The sequence below is a fragment of the Lelliottia sp. WB101 genome (assembly GCF_003051885.1).
GTDB classification, from domain to species: Bacteria; Pseudomonadota; Gammaproteobacteria; order Enterobacterales; family Enterobacteriaceae; genus Enterobacter; species Enterobacter nimipressuralis.
The window spans coordinates 2,898,750-2,915,911 of the sequence record NZ_CP028520.1; the positions used below are offsets into that span (position 1 = coordinate 2,898,750).

15 protein-coding genes and 1 pseudogene are annotated in these 17,162 nt (G+C 55.3%); 6 read left to right on the forward strand and 10 right to left on the reverse strand.

Annotation, left to right across the window (positions count from 1 at the left end; all coding sequences use genetic code 11):
- Positions 1-3: 3 nt before the first annotated feature.
- The 3 genes from cspE to rlmA all read left to right on the forward strand — a co-directional run bounded on the left by cspE (position 4) and on the right by rlmA (position 3,033).
- Positions 4-213, forward strand: a complete 210-nt coding sequence (gene cspE / locus DAI21_RS13905; RefSeq protein WP_001062678.1) for a transcription antiterminator/RNA stability regulator CspE — start codon at positions 4-6, stop codon at positions 211-213.
- Between the two features lie 219 nt (positions 214-432).
- A complete protein-coding gene (gene ftsI / locus DAI21_RS13910) occupies positions 433-2,151 on the forward strand; it encodes a peptidoglycan glycosyltransferase FtsI (RefSeq protein ID WP_107703373.1) in 1,719 nt (572 codons plus the stop codon).
- Positions 2,152-2,217: 66 nt separating this feature from the next.
- On the forward strand, positions 2,218-3,033 hold the full coding sequence (rlmA, locus tag DAI21_RS13915) for a 23S rRNA (guanine(745)-N(1))-methyltransferase (protein WP_107703374.1): 816 nt from the start codon (positions 2,218-2,220) through the stop codon (positions 3,031-3,033).
- On the opposite strand, the gene mntP is transcribed toward rlmA, so the two are convergent.
- The 5 genes from mntP to manX form a co-directional block, all read right to left on the reverse strand.
- On the reverse strand, positions 3,030-3,596 hold the full coding sequence (gene mntP / locus DAI21_RS13920; protein WP_107703375.1) for a manganese efflux pump MntP: 567 nt from the start codon (positions 3,594-3,596) through the stop codon (positions 3,030-3,032). The two genes, rlmA and mntP, sit on opposite strands and share 4 nt — an antisense overlap.
- 402 nt (positions 3,597-3,998) lie before the next feature.
- Positions 3,999-4,457 (reverse strand): DUF986 family protein, encoded by a 459-nt coding sequence (locus DAI21_RS13930; RefSeq protein WP_107703376.1) that lies wholly within the window; start codon positions 4,455-4,457, stop codon positions 3,999-4,001.
- A gap of 55 nt (positions 4,458-4,512) precedes the next feature.
- Complete coding sequence (locus DAI21_RS13935) at positions 4,513-5,364, reverse strand: PTS mannose transporter subunit IID (RefSeq protein WP_154125742.1); 852 nt, start codon at positions 5,362-5,364, stop codon at positions 4,513-4,515.
- A gap of 12 nt (positions 5,365-5,376) precedes the next feature.
- Positions 5,377-6,177, reverse strand: coding sequence for a PTS mannose transporter subunit IIC (gene manY, locus DAI21_RS13940; protein ID WP_022648448.1), 801 nt, complete (start codon positions 6,175-6,177; stop codon positions 5,377-5,379).
- Positions 6,178-6,225: 48 nt separating this feature from the next.
- Complete coding sequence (manX, locus tag DAI21_RS13945) at positions 6,226-7,188, reverse strand: PTS mannose transporter subunit IIAB (RefSeq protein WP_107703377.1); 963 nt, start codon at positions 7,186-7,188, stop codon at positions 6,226-6,228.
- A gap of 463 nt (positions 7,189-7,651) precedes the next feature.
- On the opposite strand from manX, the gene yoaE reads away from it, so the two are divergent.
- Positions 7,652-9,211: a CNNM family cation transport protein YoaE gene (yoaE, locus tag DAI21_RS13955; protein WP_100779822.1), complete on the forward strand. Its 1,560-nt coding sequence runs from the start codon at positions 7,652-7,654 to the stop codon at positions 9,209-9,211.
- A gap of 6 nt (positions 9,212-9,217) precedes the next feature.
- Here the strand turns inward: yoaE and DAI21_RS13960 are convergent, their stop codons facing one another.
- The 4 genes and pseudogenes from DAI21_RS13960 to pabB all read right to left on the reverse strand — a co-directional run bounded on the left by DAI21_RS13960 (position 9,218) and on the right by pabB (position 14,493).
- Positions 9,218-10,816, reverse strand: coding sequence for an EAL domain-containing protein (locus DAI21_RS13960; RefSeq protein ID WP_107703378.1), 1,599 nt, complete (start codon positions 10,814-10,816; stop codon positions 9,218-9,220).
- A 189-nt stretch (positions 10,817-11,005) separates the two neighbouring features.
- On the reverse strand, positions 11,006-12,370 hold the full coding sequence (gene sdaA, locus DAI21_RS13965; protein WP_100779824.1) for an L-serine ammonia-lyase: 1,365 nt from the start codon (positions 12,368-12,370) through the stop codon (positions 11,006-11,008).
- A 183-nt stretch (positions 12,371-12,553) separates the two neighbouring features.
- A pseudogene (locus DAI21_RS13970) lies at positions 12,554-13,131 on the reverse strand (CoA pyrophosphatase).
- A gap of 3 nt (positions 13,132-13,134) precedes the next feature.
- On the reverse strand, positions 13,135-14,493 hold the full coding sequence (gene pabB, locus DAI21_RS13975; RefSeq protein WP_107703379.1) for an aminodeoxychorismate synthase component 1: 1,359 nt from the start codon (positions 14,491-14,493) through the stop codon (positions 13,135-13,137).
- Between the two features lie 61 nt (positions 14,494-14,554).
- Here pabB and DAI21_RS13980 point away from each other — a divergent pair, with 61 nt between their 5' ends.
- On the forward strand, positions 14,555-14,740 hold the full coding sequence (locus DAI21_RS13980) for a YoaH family protein (protein ID WP_100779827.1): 186 nt from the start codon (positions 14,555-14,557) through the stop codon (positions 14,738-14,740).
- Between the two features lie 5 nt (positions 14,741-14,745).
- On the opposite strand, the gene DAI21_RS13985 is transcribed toward DAI21_RS13980, so the two are convergent.
- Positions 14,746-15,090, reverse strand: a complete 345-nt coding sequence (locus tag DAI21_RS13985) for a RidA family protein (protein WP_107703380.1) — start codon at positions 15,088-15,090, stop codon at positions 14,746-14,748.
- A 127-nt stretch (positions 15,091-15,217) separates the two neighbouring features.
- On the opposite strand from DAI21_RS13985, the gene DAI21_RS13990 reads away from it, so the two are divergent.
- Positions 15,218-17,128 (forward strand): ATP-dependent DNA helicase, encoded by a 1,911-nt coding sequence (locus DAI21_RS13990; RefSeq protein WP_100779829.1) that lies wholly within the window; start codon positions 15,218-15,220, stop codon positions 17,126-17,128.
- Positions 17,129-17,162 lie beyond the last annotated feature (34 nt).

Sequence of the window (17,162 nt, forward strand, 5' to 3'; positions counted from 1 at the left end):
CAAATGGCAAAGATTAAAGGTCAAGTTAAGTGGTTCAACGAGTCTAAAGGTTTTGGTTTCATTACTCCTGCTGATGGTAGCAAAGACGTGTTCGTACACTTCTCTGCAATCCAGGGTAACGGCTTCAAAACTCTGGCTGAAGGCCAGAACGTTGAGTTCGAAATTCAGGACGGCCAGAAAGGTCCGGCTGCTGTTAACGTAACCGCTATCTGATCGAATCCCTGCTGACTTAGAAGCGCTACGGCGCCTCACACTCAGACATCAAGCCTCGCGTATGCGGGGCTTTTTTAATCCTCTTTTTTCAAAATGTTACCCCGTTCGCTTCTGTTCGTAGTTTGTTGCAAAGCTGCGAGATTAGAAGCATTGTTTTCGCACCTAATGTCACGTTTTTCCCGTTAAATCAGGGCGTTGTTAATCTGACCTGGAGTCCGGGTGAAAAAGAAAACCTCTGATCCTGCCGGAAACTTCACCCCGGCGCGTTTTGTCCTGTTGTGTATCGCCATTTTAGGCAGTCTGGCCTTTCTGCTGGGACGCGTCGCATGGCTGCAAATCATCAAGCCTGACAACCTGGTAAAACAGGAAGATATGCGATCTCTGCGTGAAGTGGCGATAAACGCCCCGCGTGGGATGATCACCGATCGCGAAGGCCGTCCGCTGGCGGTGAGTGTGCCGGTACAGGCAGTGTGGGCCGATCCGAAAACGGTGCTGGCGAAAGGCGGCGTCGGCTTTGATGACCGCTGGCAGGCGCTTGCCAGTGCGCTGCATATTTCGCTGAGCAGCCTGGCTGCGCGGATCAACAGTACCCCTCAGGGGCGCTTTATTTACCTTGCCCGTCAGGTTGACCCTTCTCAGGCGCAGTGGATCGATAAGCTCAACCTGCCGGGGATCAATCTGCGCGACGAATCGCGCCGTTTTTATCCCGCCGGGCATGTGGCGGCCAATTTGCTCGGATTCACTAACATCGACGGGCAGGGGATTGAAGGCGTAGAAAAGAGTTTCAACGCGCAGCTGACCGGTAAACCTGGCGTGCGGCGAGTCAGGGAAGATCGCTACGGTCACGTGATCGAGAATTTGACGGAGGTCTCGCCGGTTCCTGCGCACAATATCCAGCTGAGCATCGACGAGCGACTCCAGACCATCACCGAAGACGCACTGGACAACGCCGTCGCATGGAATAAAGCCGAGTCGGGCGCGGCGGTGTTGATCAACGTACAAACCGGGGAAATTCTCTCAATGGCGAGTTTCCCGGATTTCAACCCGAATAACAGGGAAGGGGCCACGCTGAATGATTTCCGTAATCGGGCGATCAGCGATACCTTCGAACCTGGCTCAACCGTCAAACCGCTGGTTTTGATGACCGCGCTACAGCAGGACCTCGTCCAGCCCGACAGCGTGATTGATACCCATCCCTATACGCTCGACGGCCACCGCATTCGCGACGTCGGCTACTATCCGGAGCTGTCCCTCACCGGCATCCTGCAAAAATCGAGCGATACGGGCGTCTCCCGCCTGTCACTGGCGATGCCGATTCAGCATCTGCTGGATACCTATCAGGGCTTCGGTTTTGGGACGTCCACCGGGCTGGGGCTGACCGGGGAGAGCAGCGGCCTGTTACCGCAACGTAAATTCTGGAGTCAGCTCGATCGCGCCACCTTCGCGTTTGGCTATGGTCTGATGGTCACGCCGCTGCAGCTGGCGCATGTGTATGCCACTATCGGCAGCTATGGCCTGGAGCGGCCGCTGTCTATTACGCGTATCGATCCACCGGTTATGGGGCACCAGGTGATGCCGGAAGAGATTGTGCATCAGGTGGAACATATGATGGAGAGCGTCGCGCTGCCGGGCGGTGGCGGAATTAAAGCGGCGGTACGCGATTATCGGGTGGCCATAAAAACCGGTACCGCGAAAAAGATTGGTGACGACGGAAAGTATGTCGACAAATATGTCGCTTACACGGCAGGCGTGGCGCCAGCCAGTCATCCGATGTATGCCCTGGCCGTGGTGATCAACGACCCGCAAAACGGCAGCTATTACGGCGGGGCGGTCTCTGCACCGGTATTCAGCCAGATTATGGGAGATGTTTTGCGCATTGAGAACGTTGAGCCGGACGGTTTACCGCCTGATTCGAACCATCTTATCGTGATGCGTTAAGCCAGGCGTTTTATACCAGGGCGAATAGCGGTACACTTTCGCCCTTTGATATTGCCTGGAGTTACCATGTCATTCAGTTGTCCCTTATGCCACGCGCTGCTGACGCACGACGAAAATAGCTATACCTGTCCGCAGGGGCACCGGTTTGACAAGGCGAAAGAAGGGTATGTGAATTTGCTGCCCGTTCAGCACAAACGCTCCCGCGATCCGGGTGATTCCGCTGAGATGATGCAGGCGCGCCGGGCGTTTCTCGACGCCGGGCATTATCAGCCGTTGCGCGACGCTGTCGCTGAGTGGCTCGCCACAATGCTTGAGCAGAACGCCACTTCTGTACTCGATATTGGCTGCGGAGAAGGCTACTACACGGCGGCATTTGCCCAGGTAGCCAGCGAAAAAGGCGCGCAAACAGTCGGCCTGGATGTGTCGAAATCAGCGATCCGTGCGGCGGCGAAGCGCTATCCGCAGGTCACTTTCTGCGTCGCCTCCAGCCATCGTCTGCCGTTTGACGATGCCAGCCAGGACGCCATTATCCGTATTTACGCCCCGTGCAAGGCAGAAGAGCTGGCGCGAGTGGTTAAACCGGGCGGATGGGTCATCACGGTAACGCCAGGGCCAAAACACCTGATGGAAATGAAAGGGCTGATTTACGATGAGGTTCGCCTGCATGCGCCGCATTCTGAACAGCTTAGCGGTTTTAGGCTGCGCCACGAGCAGTCATTGGGCTATGAAATGAGCCTGACGGGTGAAGAGGCGGTGGCGCTGTTACAGATGACGCCATTTGCGTGGCGGGCCAAACCGGAAGTGTGGGAAACCTTAGGAAAACAAGACGTGTTCGGCTGCCAGACAGATTTTAGTCTTCACTGCTGGCAGCGCGAGAGTTAACCGTAGAAGTGCGACCAGAGAATCTGTCCGCCAATCCCGATTAAAACAATACCGCCCAGAATTTCGGCTCGCTTACCTAACAGGGGGCCGATAAATCGTCCGACCATCATTCCCAGCGTCGACATAATCAACGTCGCGCAGCCGATAGCCAGCGCTGTGGCGAAAATATTGACCTGCAAGAATGCCAGACCGACACCGACCGCCATCGCATCCAGACTGGTGGCGATCGCGGTGGTCACCAGCAGCCAGAAGCCGTGACGATGGATCGGCGCGTCATCTTCATCGGAATTACCGCGGCAGCCTTCGATAACCATTCGCCCACCGAGGAACGCCAGCAGAATAAAGGCAATCCAATGGTTCCATTCCAGCACAAACTGACTGGCGAGCATGCCAAGCGCCCAGCCGATCAGCGGGGTGAGGGTTTCGATAGCGCCAAAGATAAGACCTGTACGAAGGGCTTCTGAGAATTTAGGTTTGTGGAGTGTGGCACCTTTACCGATGGAAGCAGCGAAAGCGTCCATGGACATGCCGAAAGCGAGAAGGATCGTTGCAGAGATATTCATTTAAAGCGTCCAGACCGGGGATATCCATATGACACATCACTGCCCCCAGTAAACAGCAGTTGATGTCTCAATGGTCTCGCCTGATCTCAGTGCACATGAACTGACTGTGCAGAAAGCGATCCGTACGCACCACGTTTTTCAACGAGTATGTTGACACGTACATTTCCCGGGGACGGGAAATCGGCTACTCCCCAACGACGGCGCAACCTTAACATATTTTGAGAATATAAAACAACAACAGGAAGGTATTATTCCATTAACCAATTGATAACGATTTTCATTTAGATTTATTGGTGAGAATAACGTTAAGGAATATAAGTTAATTCTGAAGGGAATATAGCTGTGGCTATATATTGTTCGGGTGAGTCGGAGACAATATATAGCCATTGCTATAATGATAACCTATTGAGTTTTAACCATTAGTTTGTATATTTTCTCAAGGTCATCAATATTTTTTACGCGAATAAGCAACCGGCGCTGCTCTAATTGCATTACCAGTACGCCATCCTCGGATAAATTCATCTCTTTAATACGGTTATATTCTATCCATACATTGGCGAAGAAAAAGCCATGACTTTTGAAGAGGATCTTTGGCACTCTGATCCAGAAGAGATAAATCGCCATTAATGCCAGCGCACATAATAACCATGTGGTTAATAAAGCACCGTGGCTCATCGCATTGTTGTAAATCAGAATGGCGAGCAGACCGGCGAAGATAAACGCATCAACCCGACCGCGACGCAGAAGAGGGATGGCAAGCAGTGTCTCGCCGTGGCGGCGCGGCATAATGAATTCGTCGTAAATGGCGTACGCCAGAAGGGCAATAATAAACAGAACCAGTACGATGTCCGTAACCGTCATTCGTCCTCCAGAATAAAAAAACCGGGGGCAAGCCCCCGGCGGATAAAGCAAAAACTTACAGACCCAACAGGCCGATAGCGTAGCCCACGATACCGATGACGAAGAAGCCAACGATAATCCACAGAGCGTTCACTTTCTTACGCAGCAGCCACATACAGGCGAAGGTCAGCAGCAGCGGCACCAGGCCTGGCATTAACTGGTCAAGGATGGTCTGCACGGTAGTCACGCGCGTTTGTCCGTCCTGACCGGTAATGGTCGAGACGACAAGCGGGATGTTAACGTGCGTCCACTTGTTAACCAGGGCCCCCATGACAAACAGGCCGAGAATTGACGCCCCCTCGGTCAGTTTTTGCAGGAAGCCGCCGCCCATATCAGAAACGATATCGACACCTTTGCGATAGCCGTACGCGACGCCGTAGTAACGGGTCGCCAGACGAACGGCGTTAAACAGAATGAAGAACAGCAGTGGACCGAGCAGGCTGCCGCTCATCGCGATGCCCGCGCCGAGAGCCGCGAAGACCGGACGCACGGTACCCCAGAAAATTGGGTCGCCCACGCCTGCCAGCGGCCCCATCAGACCGACTTTGATACCGTTGATGGCACCATCGTCAATCTCTGCGCCGTTCGCACGCTGCTCTTCCATTGCCAGCGTTACGCCCAGAACCGGAGCCGCAACGTAAGGATGGGTGTTAAAGAATTCCAGGTGACGTTTAATCGCCTGGCGACGCGCTTCGTTGTTTTCCGGATACAGGCGTTTGATGGCCGGTACCATGGAGAAGCAGAAGCCCAGCGCCTGCATACGTTCGAAGTTCCATGACCCCTGGAACAGGTTAGAACGCAGGAATACGCCACGAATATCACCCGGAGTGAGTTTTTTCTCAGTGGTAGTTTTTGTCATATCAACCATTTCGCTCACCTGCTAGTCCAGTTCGTTATCGAGATCGTTGTTACCAGCAGCCTGCGCTGGTGCACCCGCGACGCGGTTATATTTCGGGCTCAGCTGGATGTACAGAATCGCCATCACCGCACCAATCACACCCAGAGCAACCAGGTTGAAGTTAGTGAACGCCGCAGTAACAAAGCCGAGGTAGAAGAACGGCATCAGGTAGCCTGCGCGCATCATGTTGATGACCATCGCGTAACCGACTACCACGATCATGCCACCCGCGATGTTCAGACCGCCGGTCACGACTTCTGGAATCGCGTTCAGCATGCTCTGGACTTCGCTGGTACCTACAGAAATCGCCACGATAACCGCCGGGATAGCAATACGCATGGCCTGCAGGAACAGAGAGGAAACGTGGATCCACGAGAGGGCCGTCAGGTTGCCATTATCGGCCGCCTTATCCGCCGCATGCTGGAAGGCCACGGTGATAGTACGAACGATGATGGTCAGAACCTGGCCTGCTGCTGCCAGTGGGATGGCCAGTGCGATACCTGCACCGATGCTTTGGTGACCGGCAATAACCAGAACCGTTGAGATGATAGATGCCAGCGCTGCATCAGGTGCAACCGCCGCACCGATGTTCATCCAGCCCAGGGCGATCATTTCCAGCGTACCACCGATGATAATACCGGTTTTCATATCGCCAAGAACGGCGCCAATCAACGTACAGGCCACCAGAGGACGGTGGAACTGAAATTCATCAAGTACGGATTCCATACCCGCAATACACGCGACGATGAACACCAGCACAATCTGAAGAGTGGTAATCTCCATTGTACTTCTCCTATAACATAAGCTTTATGTGAAAAATCAGCGCCTGGGTTATTTCCCAACTTTGCCGATCAAATCCATCATTTTCAGTTTCTGATCCGTGGAAACCTTACGGGCTTCCAGCTCAATACCGCGTGCATTCAGCTTATTGAAGGCTTCGATATCTTTTTCATCGACTGAAATCGCGTTATTCACCTGCGTTTTGCCCTGACGGAACGCCATACCGCCAATGTTGACGGAGGTGATCTTCACGCCGCCTTCAACAATGCGCTCGACGTCTGTCGGGTTGGTGAACAGGAGCATCACACGCTCGCCCGCATATTTCGGGTTGTTATACACGCGGATCATCTTGGCGACGTCCACGACGTGTGCGGTAACGCCCGGAGGAGCAACCTGGGTGAGAAGGGTTTTACGCACGTGATCGGCAGCCACTTCGTCGCTGACGACGATAATGCGTTTCACGTTGGTCTCTTTGGTCCAGCGTGTTGCCACCTGGCCGTGGATTAAACGGTCATCGATACGCGCAAGCCCGATCACCATGTAATCGTTCGCGCCCATCGGTTTTGTCGGGACCGCTGCTTTCACTGCCGCTGCGACCGGAGCCGGTTTCTCAACCGGTTGTGCTTTCAGCGCTTTCACGCCTTCGCGACCGGTTTCGACTGCCAGAGCGACCAGTTCGTCAAAGCTCGGGTTATCATCGCGGGCCATCAGCGTTTCCACCAGCATCGGGATGTTTACGCCAGCGACAACTTCATGATGCTCTTTATCGACGACAATGCGGCTGGCGGCGTTAAACGGACTGCCACCCCATGTATCAACGAGAAACAGCACGCCTTTGCTGGTATCCAGTTTCTCCAGCTTAGCAGTGTATTTTTCAATCAGCGTTTCAGCGTTTTCGCCAGGGACGAAATCGATCCAGCCAACGTTTTCCTGCTCACCCAACAGCATTTCTGCGGTTTTGAGTAACTGCTCTGCAGCCCAACCATGTGTGCCTATCACAATAGCAATGGTCACTTGCTACCTCCTTTTATTATCATGAATACATCTGCCAGGCAGATGTACTGAGAATCTTCCCCGGCGTACCGAATCGATTCAGATAAAGGGTTAGAGTTAAATTAACGAAGACTTCCGTGAATTATTTTAGATAGTGAAAAAATAATTTATGTGATGAAGATCCGTAATTTAGCTTCACAGAGGAGATTTATCCCAAATGAAAATCGACTCTGTTACAGATCTTTGCAAAGGAAAGTAAATCTTTGCTAAAAAGCCATTGTCTCTGATATGTTTAGCCTCCGTTTAATAACCAGGAGTATAGGGCTACAGCCCACTGTATGGACCGTCACCGACGTCAGTCATCTTCCAGGCCATTTTGCGCCTCGCACTCCGGCGATCCTCGCCACTCGTTGAACATGTCTACCGCCATTTCGCCCACGCTTTCCGGGGCGCCGTTTTGTCATTCCTTTAGCAGGAGCTTGTCATGGAATTCTTAATGGACCCGTCAATCTGGGTGGGATTACTCACGCTGGTTGTTCTAGAGATTGTTCTTGGTATCGACAACCTGGTGTTTATCGCCATCCTTGCGGATAAGCTGCCGCCTAAACAGCGCGACAAAGCGCGTTTAATCGGCCTTTCGCTGGCGCTGATCATGCGTCTTGCGCTGCTGTCCGTTATTTCGTGGATGGTTACCCTGACCAAACCGCTGTTTACCGTCTGGGATTTCACCTTCTCCGGTCGTGATTTGATCATGCTGGTGGGGGGACTATTCCTGCTGTTCAAGGCCACCACCGAGTTGCATGAACGGCTGGAGAACCGCCAGCACGACGACGGGCACGGTAAAGGCTATGCGAGTTTCTGGGTTGTTGTCGCACAGATCGTGGTGCTCGATGCCGTGTTCTCTCTGGACGCGGTAATTACCGCCGTCGGTATGGTGAACCACCTGCCGGTGATGATGGCTGCGGTTGTGATTGCGATGGCCGTGATGCTGCTGGCCTCGAAGCCACTGACTCGCTTTGTGAACGAACATCCAACGGTGGTGGTGCTGTGTCTTAGCTTCCTGCTGATGATTGGTTTGAGCCTGGTCGCAGAAGGTTTCGGCTTCCATATTCCGAAAGGCTACCTGTACGCCGCGATTGGCTTCTCGATCATTATCGAATTGTTTAACCAGATTGCGCGTCGCAACTTCATTAAGCAGCAGTCGAATCAGCCGCTGCGTGCGCGTACCGCTGACGCCATCCTGCGTCTGATGGGCGGTCGCCGCCAGACGACCGTCCAGCCGGAAAACGCGAACCATAACCCGGTTCCGGTTCCGGAAGGGGCGTTCGTTGAAGAAGAGCGCTACATGATTAACGGCGTGCTGTCGCTGGCCTCCCGCTCATTGCGCGGCATTATGACGCCACGCGGTGAAATCAGCTGGGTCGATGCCAACCTGAGCGTCGATGAAATCCGCCAGCAGTTGCTCTCCTCACCGCACAGCCTGTTCCCGGTGTGTCGCGGTGAGCTGGATGAAATCATCGGTGTCGTGCGTGCCAAAGAGTTGCTGGTGGCGCTGGAAGAGGGCGTTAACGTCGAAGCGATTGCGGCGGCCTCACCGGCGATTGTGGTTCCGGAAACGCTGGACCCGATCAACCTGCTGGGCGTGCTGCGTCGCGCGCGCGGTAGCTTTGTGATCGTCACTAACGAATTTGGCGTAGTACAGGGCCTGGTCACGCCGCTGGACGTGCTGGAAGCCATTGCCGGTGAATTCCCGGACGCCGATGAAACGCCAGAAATCGTGGCGGATGGCGACGGCTGGCTGGTCAAAGGGACAACCGATCTGCACGCTCTGCAGCACACGCTGGGTCTCGATAACGTCATCAACGATGAAGAAGATATCGCGACCGTTGCCGGATTAGTGATTGCCGTGAACGGCCAGATCCCGCGCGTTGGCGATATCATTGAGCTGCCGCCGCTGCAAATCACCATCATGCAGGCAAATGATTACCGCGTAGACCTGGTGCGTATTGTTAAAGAGCAGTCCGCCCACGACGAAGAAGAGTAATCAGGCTTAGCGTAAGGGCATAATCGGAACGATATGCCCATTCCGCGGTGCTGGTGGAGGCGAGCTTTCCGCCAGCCACCGCGGAAAATCTTTCAGCGGCATCGGCCGCGCATACAAAAATCCCTGCAAAATCGTCACGCCGTGATCGCGCAAATAGCGCGCCTGCTCCTGCGTCTCCACCCCTTCCGCCACCAGTTCAAGATCCAGCCGCTGGCCAAGGGCGATAATCATATCCGTCACCGTTGAATTCACCGCATCCGTCCCGAGCGCCGTGGTGAAAGATTTATCAATTTTCAGCACGTCAGGGCGCAGTTTCTCCAGCCAGGAGAGTGAGCTGCTGCCGGTGCCAAAATCATCAATCGCCAGTTTGACCTCTTTGCGATGTAGCTCCCGCACAATGCGATAATCCATATCCAGCAGGGCATCCCGCTCGGTGAGTTCAACAATCAGCTGTTGTTTGGGATGCGCGCTGAACCAGTAGCGGTTCAAATCCTGTAACAGCATCCCATTGCGAAAATGGCTGGCCGCCACGTTAATCCCGATATGAAAGCCCTTATTGGCCGGGAAATAGCCAATCTGACGGACGGTTTCTGCGATCACGTAACGCGTCAGAGGAACAATTAGATTGTGTTCCTCCGCCAGCGGAATAAAAACATCCGGGGAGATCCACCCCTGGCGGGGGTTATTCCAGCGCAGCAAGATCTCCACGCCGACGCATTTCTGCGTGCGGGCATTGAGTAACGGCTGGCAAAACAGCTCGAACTCACGTGCAGCTAGGCCGAGGTTAAGCTCCCATGTGAAGCTCATGCGACTGGCGGTGGCAAGCCAGGCGATATAGCCCAGCAGCAGGCTCAACAGCACCGCCAGTGGGAGCTGGGAGGGCAGATTTTTCAGCGCCAGCTGGCTCGCGCCAGGCCCGCTGACGGTAATGGTGAAGGGGAAATGGGCCGAAGACTGACGCAGGATCATCGCGTTATCGGTATAGGTGAGCGTGTCGGTCACATTCTGACCGTAGCGAAGAAATTTATTGCCCGCGCTTAAGCTCACGTCAGTGATCAGCGGAGGCTGCGGCTCAAGCATCATGCGGGTGATAAGCTCGATATTCACAACCTGCATCACGCCGTCTTCGCCGCTATCAGAGACGGGATACCACTGGATTAAAATCGGGCTGCCTTTCAGCAGCGATTTATCCGTCGACAGCACCAGCTGCGGCTGGCTTGAGGGTAATGCCGGTTGTATCTGACGGATCGGCACGTCGCGGATACCAAAAATACTGGAGCAGTAGAGGATCCCGTCTTTGATCAACCCAATAGAGCGCACGGTTTGCAGAGTTGCAGCCTGTTTTCGTAACGACAGATGGATATCAACGCAGGGGGCACCCACCAGGGATTGCAGTTTTTCGCGGCCACTCTCAAGGGGAATAAGGATACTGTCCAGTGCATTCACAGAGTGGTTTGCAAAGGCGTGAATACGGTCCTGATTTACATTACGCTGTGAAATAAACCGAAAGCTCAGGGTCAAAAAGAGCGTAAAAAGCGCCACCAGCACACAGACAATAATGCGGTTTCGGCGATAGCTTTTAATGATCCTTTGCGCAGTTTGCATGAAAAGGACGCTCGATAAGCCGCCAGCACCAGGCGCCGGGGCAACACAGAAAGTGTAGTGGGGAAATGTTAAGGTGACGAGACAGCGGAGAAAATTCGCCCATCCGTTGCAGATGGGCATATCCCCGTCATACTTCACGCCGTTTTAAACGTCCTGCGGCGTGACGTATTCAGGGGACAGTCGAACTGGTTAGTCGCACTGCACCTTGATCGCCAGGCCGCCGCGAGAGGTTTCACGGTATTTGGCGTTCATGTCTTTGCCGGTTTCGTACATGGTCTCGATGACCTTATCCAGCGACACACGTGGCTCGCTGGTGCGGCGCATGGCCATACGCGAGGCGTTGATCGCTTTCACGGAGGCGATGGCGTTACGCTCGATGCACGGTACCTGCACCTGTCCTGCGACCGGGTCGCACGTCAGACCAAGGTTATGTTCCATCCCGATTTCCGCTGCCACGCAAACCTGTTCCGGGCTGGCACCCAGCAGTTCAGACAGACCGGCCGCCGCCATGGAACAGGCTACGCCCACTTCACCCTGACAGCCCACTTCAGCACCGGAGATGGAGGCATTCATTTTGTACAATGCGCCCACTGCACCCGCTGCGAGGAAATAGCGGATGTAAATGTCAGGCGTCACCGGCTCGATAAAGTGATCGTAATAGGCCAGCACCGCCGGAACGATACCGCATGCGCCGTTAGTGGGTGCCGTCACCACGCGGCCACCGGCGGCGTTCTCTTCGTTCACCGCCAGCGCAAACATATTCACCCAGTCGACCACGTTCATCGGGTCGTTGGAGAATTTATCGGTCGTTACCAGCATACGGCGCAGGGCAGAGGCACGACGCGGTACGCGCAGTGGTCCTGGCAGAACGCCCTCGGTATTGATCCCACGGTCGATACAGGCCTGCATGGTCTGCCACACGTTAGCAAAATAGTCTTCGATCTCTTTTTTGCTGTGCAGCGCCAGTTCGTTTTGCATCACCATGCCGGAGAGCGACAGGCCGGTCTGTTTGCAGTAGTCGAGCATTTCCTGCGCAGACTTGAACGGATAAGGGACGTTAACGTCGCCCGCCGTGTCTTTGCCAAAGTGCTCTTCGTCGACGATAAAACCGCCGCCGATGGAGTAATAGGTTTTGCTGTAGATCACTTTGTCGCCGTTAAAGGCGTGGATCTGCATGCCGTTTTCGTGCAGTGACAGGTTATCACTGCGAAAACGCATGCCGTCGTCGTGGGGGAAATCCACTTCATGCTTGCCGTTAGCCAGCAGTAGACGACCGCGTGTTTCAGTGTCGCGGATAAACGCCGGAATGGCGTCAATATCCACGGTGTCCGGCATGTTACCTGCCAGACCCATAATAATGGCGATATCGGTGTGGTGGCCCTTACCCGTTAAAGAGAGTGAACCGTAAACGTCAACGGCTACACGGGTAGTGCTTTCCAGTAATCCTTTTTCGACCAGATCATCGACGAACTGTTTACCGGCCTTCATCGGCCCTACAGTGTGGGAAGAAGACGGGCCAATCCCCACTTTGAACATGTCGAATATACTAATCACTTTCTTACTCCTGACAGGGTTACCGGGGTTCCAGTAACGATGTTATAACTGCGCATAGTGTAAGAGGGAAGTTACAGGTCGGCTGAACTATTCACATGAATTAAACTAATGAATAACCCCTGTTTTGCTAATGGTGCGACGCCCCTCGCAAACCCGAAGAAAAATTCAGAATGTAAAGTATAGTCAAGGCTTCAGGCCGATTTGCAGTGCCAGCTCACGAATAATGCCCGCCGTCATGCCCCAGACAAAATAATGCTGATACCACGACAGCCACACCCGGTGATCGTGTCCACGCCGTTGAATATCCAGCGGATGATATCGGCTCAGTCGCAGGGCTTCCGCCAGCGGCATTTCGAACACCGCCGCCACTTCATCTTCGCTGGCGTGATAGTGGAGATTGGGCGGGATAATCCCGACGACCGGCGTTACCTGAAAGCCGGTCACGCTGTCCACCGGCGGTAACACGCCAATCACCTCAACGGATTCTGGCGGGATCGCCACCTCTTCCTGGGCTTCGCGCAGGGCAGCGGCAATCAGTGAGGCATCGGAGGCATCGACTGCCCCCCGGGAAACGCCACCTGGCCTGCGTGCTTACGTAAATGCGACGAGCGTTTGGTCAGCAACAATCCCGGCTGTTCGCGGCGTACCACCGGGATCAACACCGCCGCCTGGCGGCTGTTCAGCGCATCACGATTCACCTGCGGGCGCAAAAGCTGAAAGCGCGACAGAAAATCATCCAGGGTCAGATCGTGGGTATCCAAATGTTAGCTCTCCAGTTGATGCAGGATGCGGTTAACTTTATCAAACGTTTCCTGATATTCCGCGTTTGCCTGGCTGTCGGCCACAATCCCGCCGCCTGCCGAACAGTAGAGCTGCCCGTCGCTGGCGGTCAGGGTGCGGATGGTTATGCTGGTATCCATCGTGCCACACCGGCTCAGATAGCCGATGCTGCCGCACCAGGCGTTGCGGCGATGCGGTTCCAGTTCGTCAATGATCTGCATGGCACGCACTTTCGGCGCACCGGTGATCGATCCGCCAGGAAACGCCGCGCGCAGCAGATCGCAGGCAGAACGGCTTGCCGGGAGACGCGCGGTAATCGTGCTCACCAGGTGATGCACTGCCGGAAATGGCTCCACCACGAACAGCTCGGGAACGCGCACGCTGCCCGGCTCCGCGACGCGGCCAATATCATTACGCATCAGATCGACAATCATCAGATTCTCGGCGCGATCTTTTGGCGAGGCGGCGAGTTTCTCCGCCTGCAGCCGATCGGCGTCAGGGTCCGTGAGGCGCGGCAGGGTGCCTTTAATCGGGCGCGTCTGGATAGTGCCATCGGCGAGATGAATAAAACGCTCCGGCGAGAGGCTCAGGACTGCTCCCTGTTCCAGACGCAGGAAGGCGCTGAATGGCGCGCGATTACTGGCGTTCAGGCGCGTAAACGCCTGCCACTCATCGCCCGCGTAAGTCGCCTGAAAACGCTGGGCGAGGTTCACCTGATAGCAGTCACCGCTGTGCAGATACGCCTGCACCTGCGCGAACTTCTGCGCATACTCATCCGCGCTCATATTGGAACGCCACGCGGAGGTGAGCGTAAAATCGATGGCCGGAACGGGCTGCTGCGCGTCGAGCCACGCCAGTCGGGCATCAGCGTCGCTGTGGCTCAGCAGTGAAACCCGTTGTTTATGATGATCAACAATCACCGCCCAGTCGTACAGCCCAACGGCCATATCCGGCAGCGTAATATCCTTCTGCGCGTGCTCTGGCAGCGTTTCAAATCGGCGGCCCAGGTCATAGCCAAACAGCCCCAGCGCGCCCCCCTGGAAAGGCAAATCAGGATCCGTTGCAGCCCTGAACGGCAGGGCGTTCAGTTCGCGCTCAAGCAGGGCGAGCGGATCGTCAGTAGATGTGACAACGTCACTTGACGATATCTGCGTGGAATCACCGCGGGTCGTCAGGGTGGTGAGCGGATCGGCGACCAGAATATCAAAGCGGCTGTAAGGGTGATCGGCATGCCCGGAGTGCAGCAGCATCGCCCACGGAAGATGGCTTAAGCGCGCAAACCAGAATTCGGCGGCGTCATGACGCCAGGGTAATGAAATGACAGTAGGGGGTAACGGGTTCATGTGTGGCATACTACCGGGCAGCGTGAATTTATTAGCGCAGATAATTTAGCAGGAGTTGATAATGTTTGCAGGTTTACCTTCCCTCAGTCATGAACAGCAGCAAAAAGCCGTCGAGCGTATTCAGGAACTGATGTCCCAGGGAATGAGCAGCGGACAAGCGATTACGACCGTAGCCCAGGAAATTCGCGCCACCCATACCGGCGATCGGATTGTGGCGCGTTTCGAGGATGACGAAGACGACGAATAATCGTCTTACACCGCCGCGATTATCTTGATTTCAACTTTATACTGCGGCTTCATCAGCGTGGCCTGTACCGTACAGCGTACAGGCGCGTGACCCGCTACCACCCACGCATCCCAGGCTTTATTCATCGCAGCAAAGTCGTCTTTATTCGCCAGGAAAATGGTCGCATCCAGAATGCGGGATTTATCGCTGCCCTGTTTTTCCAGAACCGCGTCAATTTGCGCCAGCGTATTGGCCGTTTGCTCGAACGCATCAGCGTCCAGGTTTTCGGGTACACCCGTGTAGTAGAGCGTCTGATTGTGAATCACAACGTCAGACCAGCGGGCTTCCGCATCAATGCGCACAATTGTCATAAACCTTTCCTCATAAATGGTTTCAGGCCGCAAGACTGCCATAATGTTCCGTCAACGTCTATTTCGACTGGCACAGGAGAGGGCGGGCTGACATAATCCCTGTGCAAAAATACAGTGAGAGAGCAACGTGGCAGACGATTTTTCAGCAGACGGTCAGTTAGCGCAGGCGATTCCCGGTTTTAAACCGCGCGAGCCGCAACGACATATGGCGGAAGCGGTCACCCGCGCCATCAAAAATACCCAGTCGCTGGTGGTCGAGGCAGGCACCGGGACGGGCAAAACTTACGCCTATCTTGCCCCTGCGCTGCGCGCGAAAAAGAAAGTGATCATCTCAACCGGCTCGAAAGCGTTGCAGGATCAGCTCTACAGTCGCGACCTGCCGACGGTGGCAAAAGCCCTGAACTATAAAGGCCGCCTGGCATTGCTGAAAGGGCGCTCAAACTATCTCTGTCTTGAGCGCCTCGAACAGCAGGCGCTGGCTGGCGGCGATTTGCCGGTTCAGACCCTGAGCGATGTGATCATCCTCCGCGCCTGGGCGAATCAAACCATTGACGGGGATATCAGCACCTGCGCCAGCGTCGCCGAAGACTCTCAGGCGTGGCCGCTGGTGACCAGCACCAACGACAACTGCCTCGGCAGCGACTGCCCGCTGTATAAAGATTGTTTTGTCGTCAAAGCGCGTAAAACCGCGATGGATGCCGACGTGGTGGTGGTGAACCACCATCTGTTCCTGGCGGATATGGTGGTTAAGGACGGCGGTTTTGGTGAGTTGATTCCGGAAGCGGAAGTGATGATCTTCGATGAAGCCCATCAACTGCCGGATATTGCCAGCCAGTATTTTGGTCAGTCGCTCTCCAGCCGTCAGCTCCAGGATCTCGCCAAAGATTTCACCATTGCTTATCGCACCGAACTGCGCGACACCCAGCAGCTGCAGAAATGCGCTGACCGGCTGGCGCAAAGCGCGCAGGATTTTCGTATGCAGCTGGGCGAACCCGGCTATCGCGGGAATCTGCGCGAACTGTTAGCCGACAGCAATATTCAGCGCGCGCTGCTGCTGCTCGATGATGCGCTGGAGCTGTGTTATGACGTGGCTAAGCTGTCCCTCGGGCGCAGCGCCTTGCTCGACGCCGCTTTTGAGCGCGCCACGCTGTACCGCACGCGCCTGAAACGTCTTAAAGAGATCAACCAGCCCGGCTTTAGCTACTGGTATGAATGCACCGCGCGCCAGTTCACCCTGGCGCTCACGCCGCTGACCGTGGCCGATAAATTCAAAGAGGTGATGGCGCAGAAACCGGGAAGCTGGATATTTACCTCCGCGACGCTCTCCGTGAACGACGATCTGCACCACTTCACGGAGCGACTGGGGATTGAAGAGTCAGATTCACTGCTGCTGCCTAGTCCGTTCGATTACGAAACCCAGGCACTGCTCTGCGTGCCGCGCAACTTACCGCTGCCGAACCAGCCGGGCGCGGCGAAACATTTGGCGGCAATGCTCAAACCGATGATCGAGGCCAACAATGGCCGCTGCTTCATGCTGTGCACCTCCCACGCCATGATGCGCGATCTGGCCGAACAGTTTCGCGCCACCATGACCTTACCCGTGCTGTTGCAGGGCGAAACCAGTAAAGGCCAGCTGTTGCAGCAGTTCGTCACTGCCGGTAACGCGTTGCTGGTGGCAACCAGTAGTTTCTGGGAAGGGGTGGACGTGCGCGGGGATGCGCTCTCCCTGGTGATCATCGACAAACTGCCCTTTACCTCTCCGGACGATCCGCTGCTGAAAGCGCGCATGGAAGACTGCCGCCTGCGCGGGGGCGATCCTTTTGACGACGTACAGCTCCCGGACGCGGTTATCACCCTGAAGCAGGGCGTCGGGCGTCTGATCCGTGATACGGACGACCGTGGCGTGCTGGTGATCTGCGACAATCGCCTGGTGATGCGCCCTTACGGCGCGACATTCCTTGCCAGTCTGCCACCCGCGCCCCGCACGCGGGACATTAATCGCGCGGTGCGTTTCCTGGCGAACCCAACGGCGGAGTAATTTGCCCTGGAGTGTGCTAAGATGCGCGCCATTT

Excerpts from the sequence above, each read along its gene's own strand:
- cspE (WP_001062678.1), top strand. The coding sequence starts at position 4 with ATGGCAAAGATTAAAGGTCAAGTTAAGTGGTTCAACGAGTCTAAAGGT.
- rlmA (WP_107703374.1), top strand. The coding sequence starts at position 2,218 with ATGTCATTCAGTTGTCCCTTATGCCACGCGCTGCTGACGCACGACGAA.
- mntP (WP_107703375.1), bottom strand. The coding sequence starts at position 3,596 with ATGAATATCTCTGCAACGATCCTTCTCGCTTTCGGCATGTCCATGGAC.
- DAI21_RS13930 (WP_107703376.1), bottom strand. The coding sequence starts at position 4,457 with ATGACGGTTACGGACATCGTACTGGTTCTGTTTATTATTGCCCTTCTG.
- DAI21_RS13935 (WP_154125742.1), bottom strand. The coding sequence starts at position 5,364 with ATGGTTGATATGACAAAAACTACCACTGAGAAAAAACTCACTCCGGGT.
- manY (WP_022648448.1), bottom strand. The coding sequence starts at position 6,177 with ATGGAGATTACCACTCTTCAGATTGTGCTGGTGTTCATCGTCGCGTGT.
- yoaE (WP_100779822.1), top strand. The coding sequence starts at position 7,652 with ATGGAATTCTTAATGGACCCGTCAATCTGGGTGGGATTACTCACGCTG.
- DAI21_RS13960 (WP_107703378.1), bottom strand. The coding sequence starts at position 10,816 with ATGCAAACTGCGCAAAGGATCATTAAAAGCTATCGCCGAAACCGCATT.
- pabB (WP_107703379.1), bottom strand. The coding sequence starts at position 14,493 with ATGAACCCGTTACCCCCTACTGTCATTTCATTACCCTGGCGTCATGAC.
- DAI21_RS13980 (WP_100779827.1), top strand. The coding sequence starts at position 14,555 with ATGTTTGCAGGTTTACCTTCCCTCAGTCATGAACAGCAGCAAAAAGCC.
- DAI21_RS13985 (WP_107703380.1), bottom strand. The coding sequence starts at position 15,090 with ATGACAATTGTGCGCATTGATGCGGAAGCCCGCTGGTCTGACGTTGTG.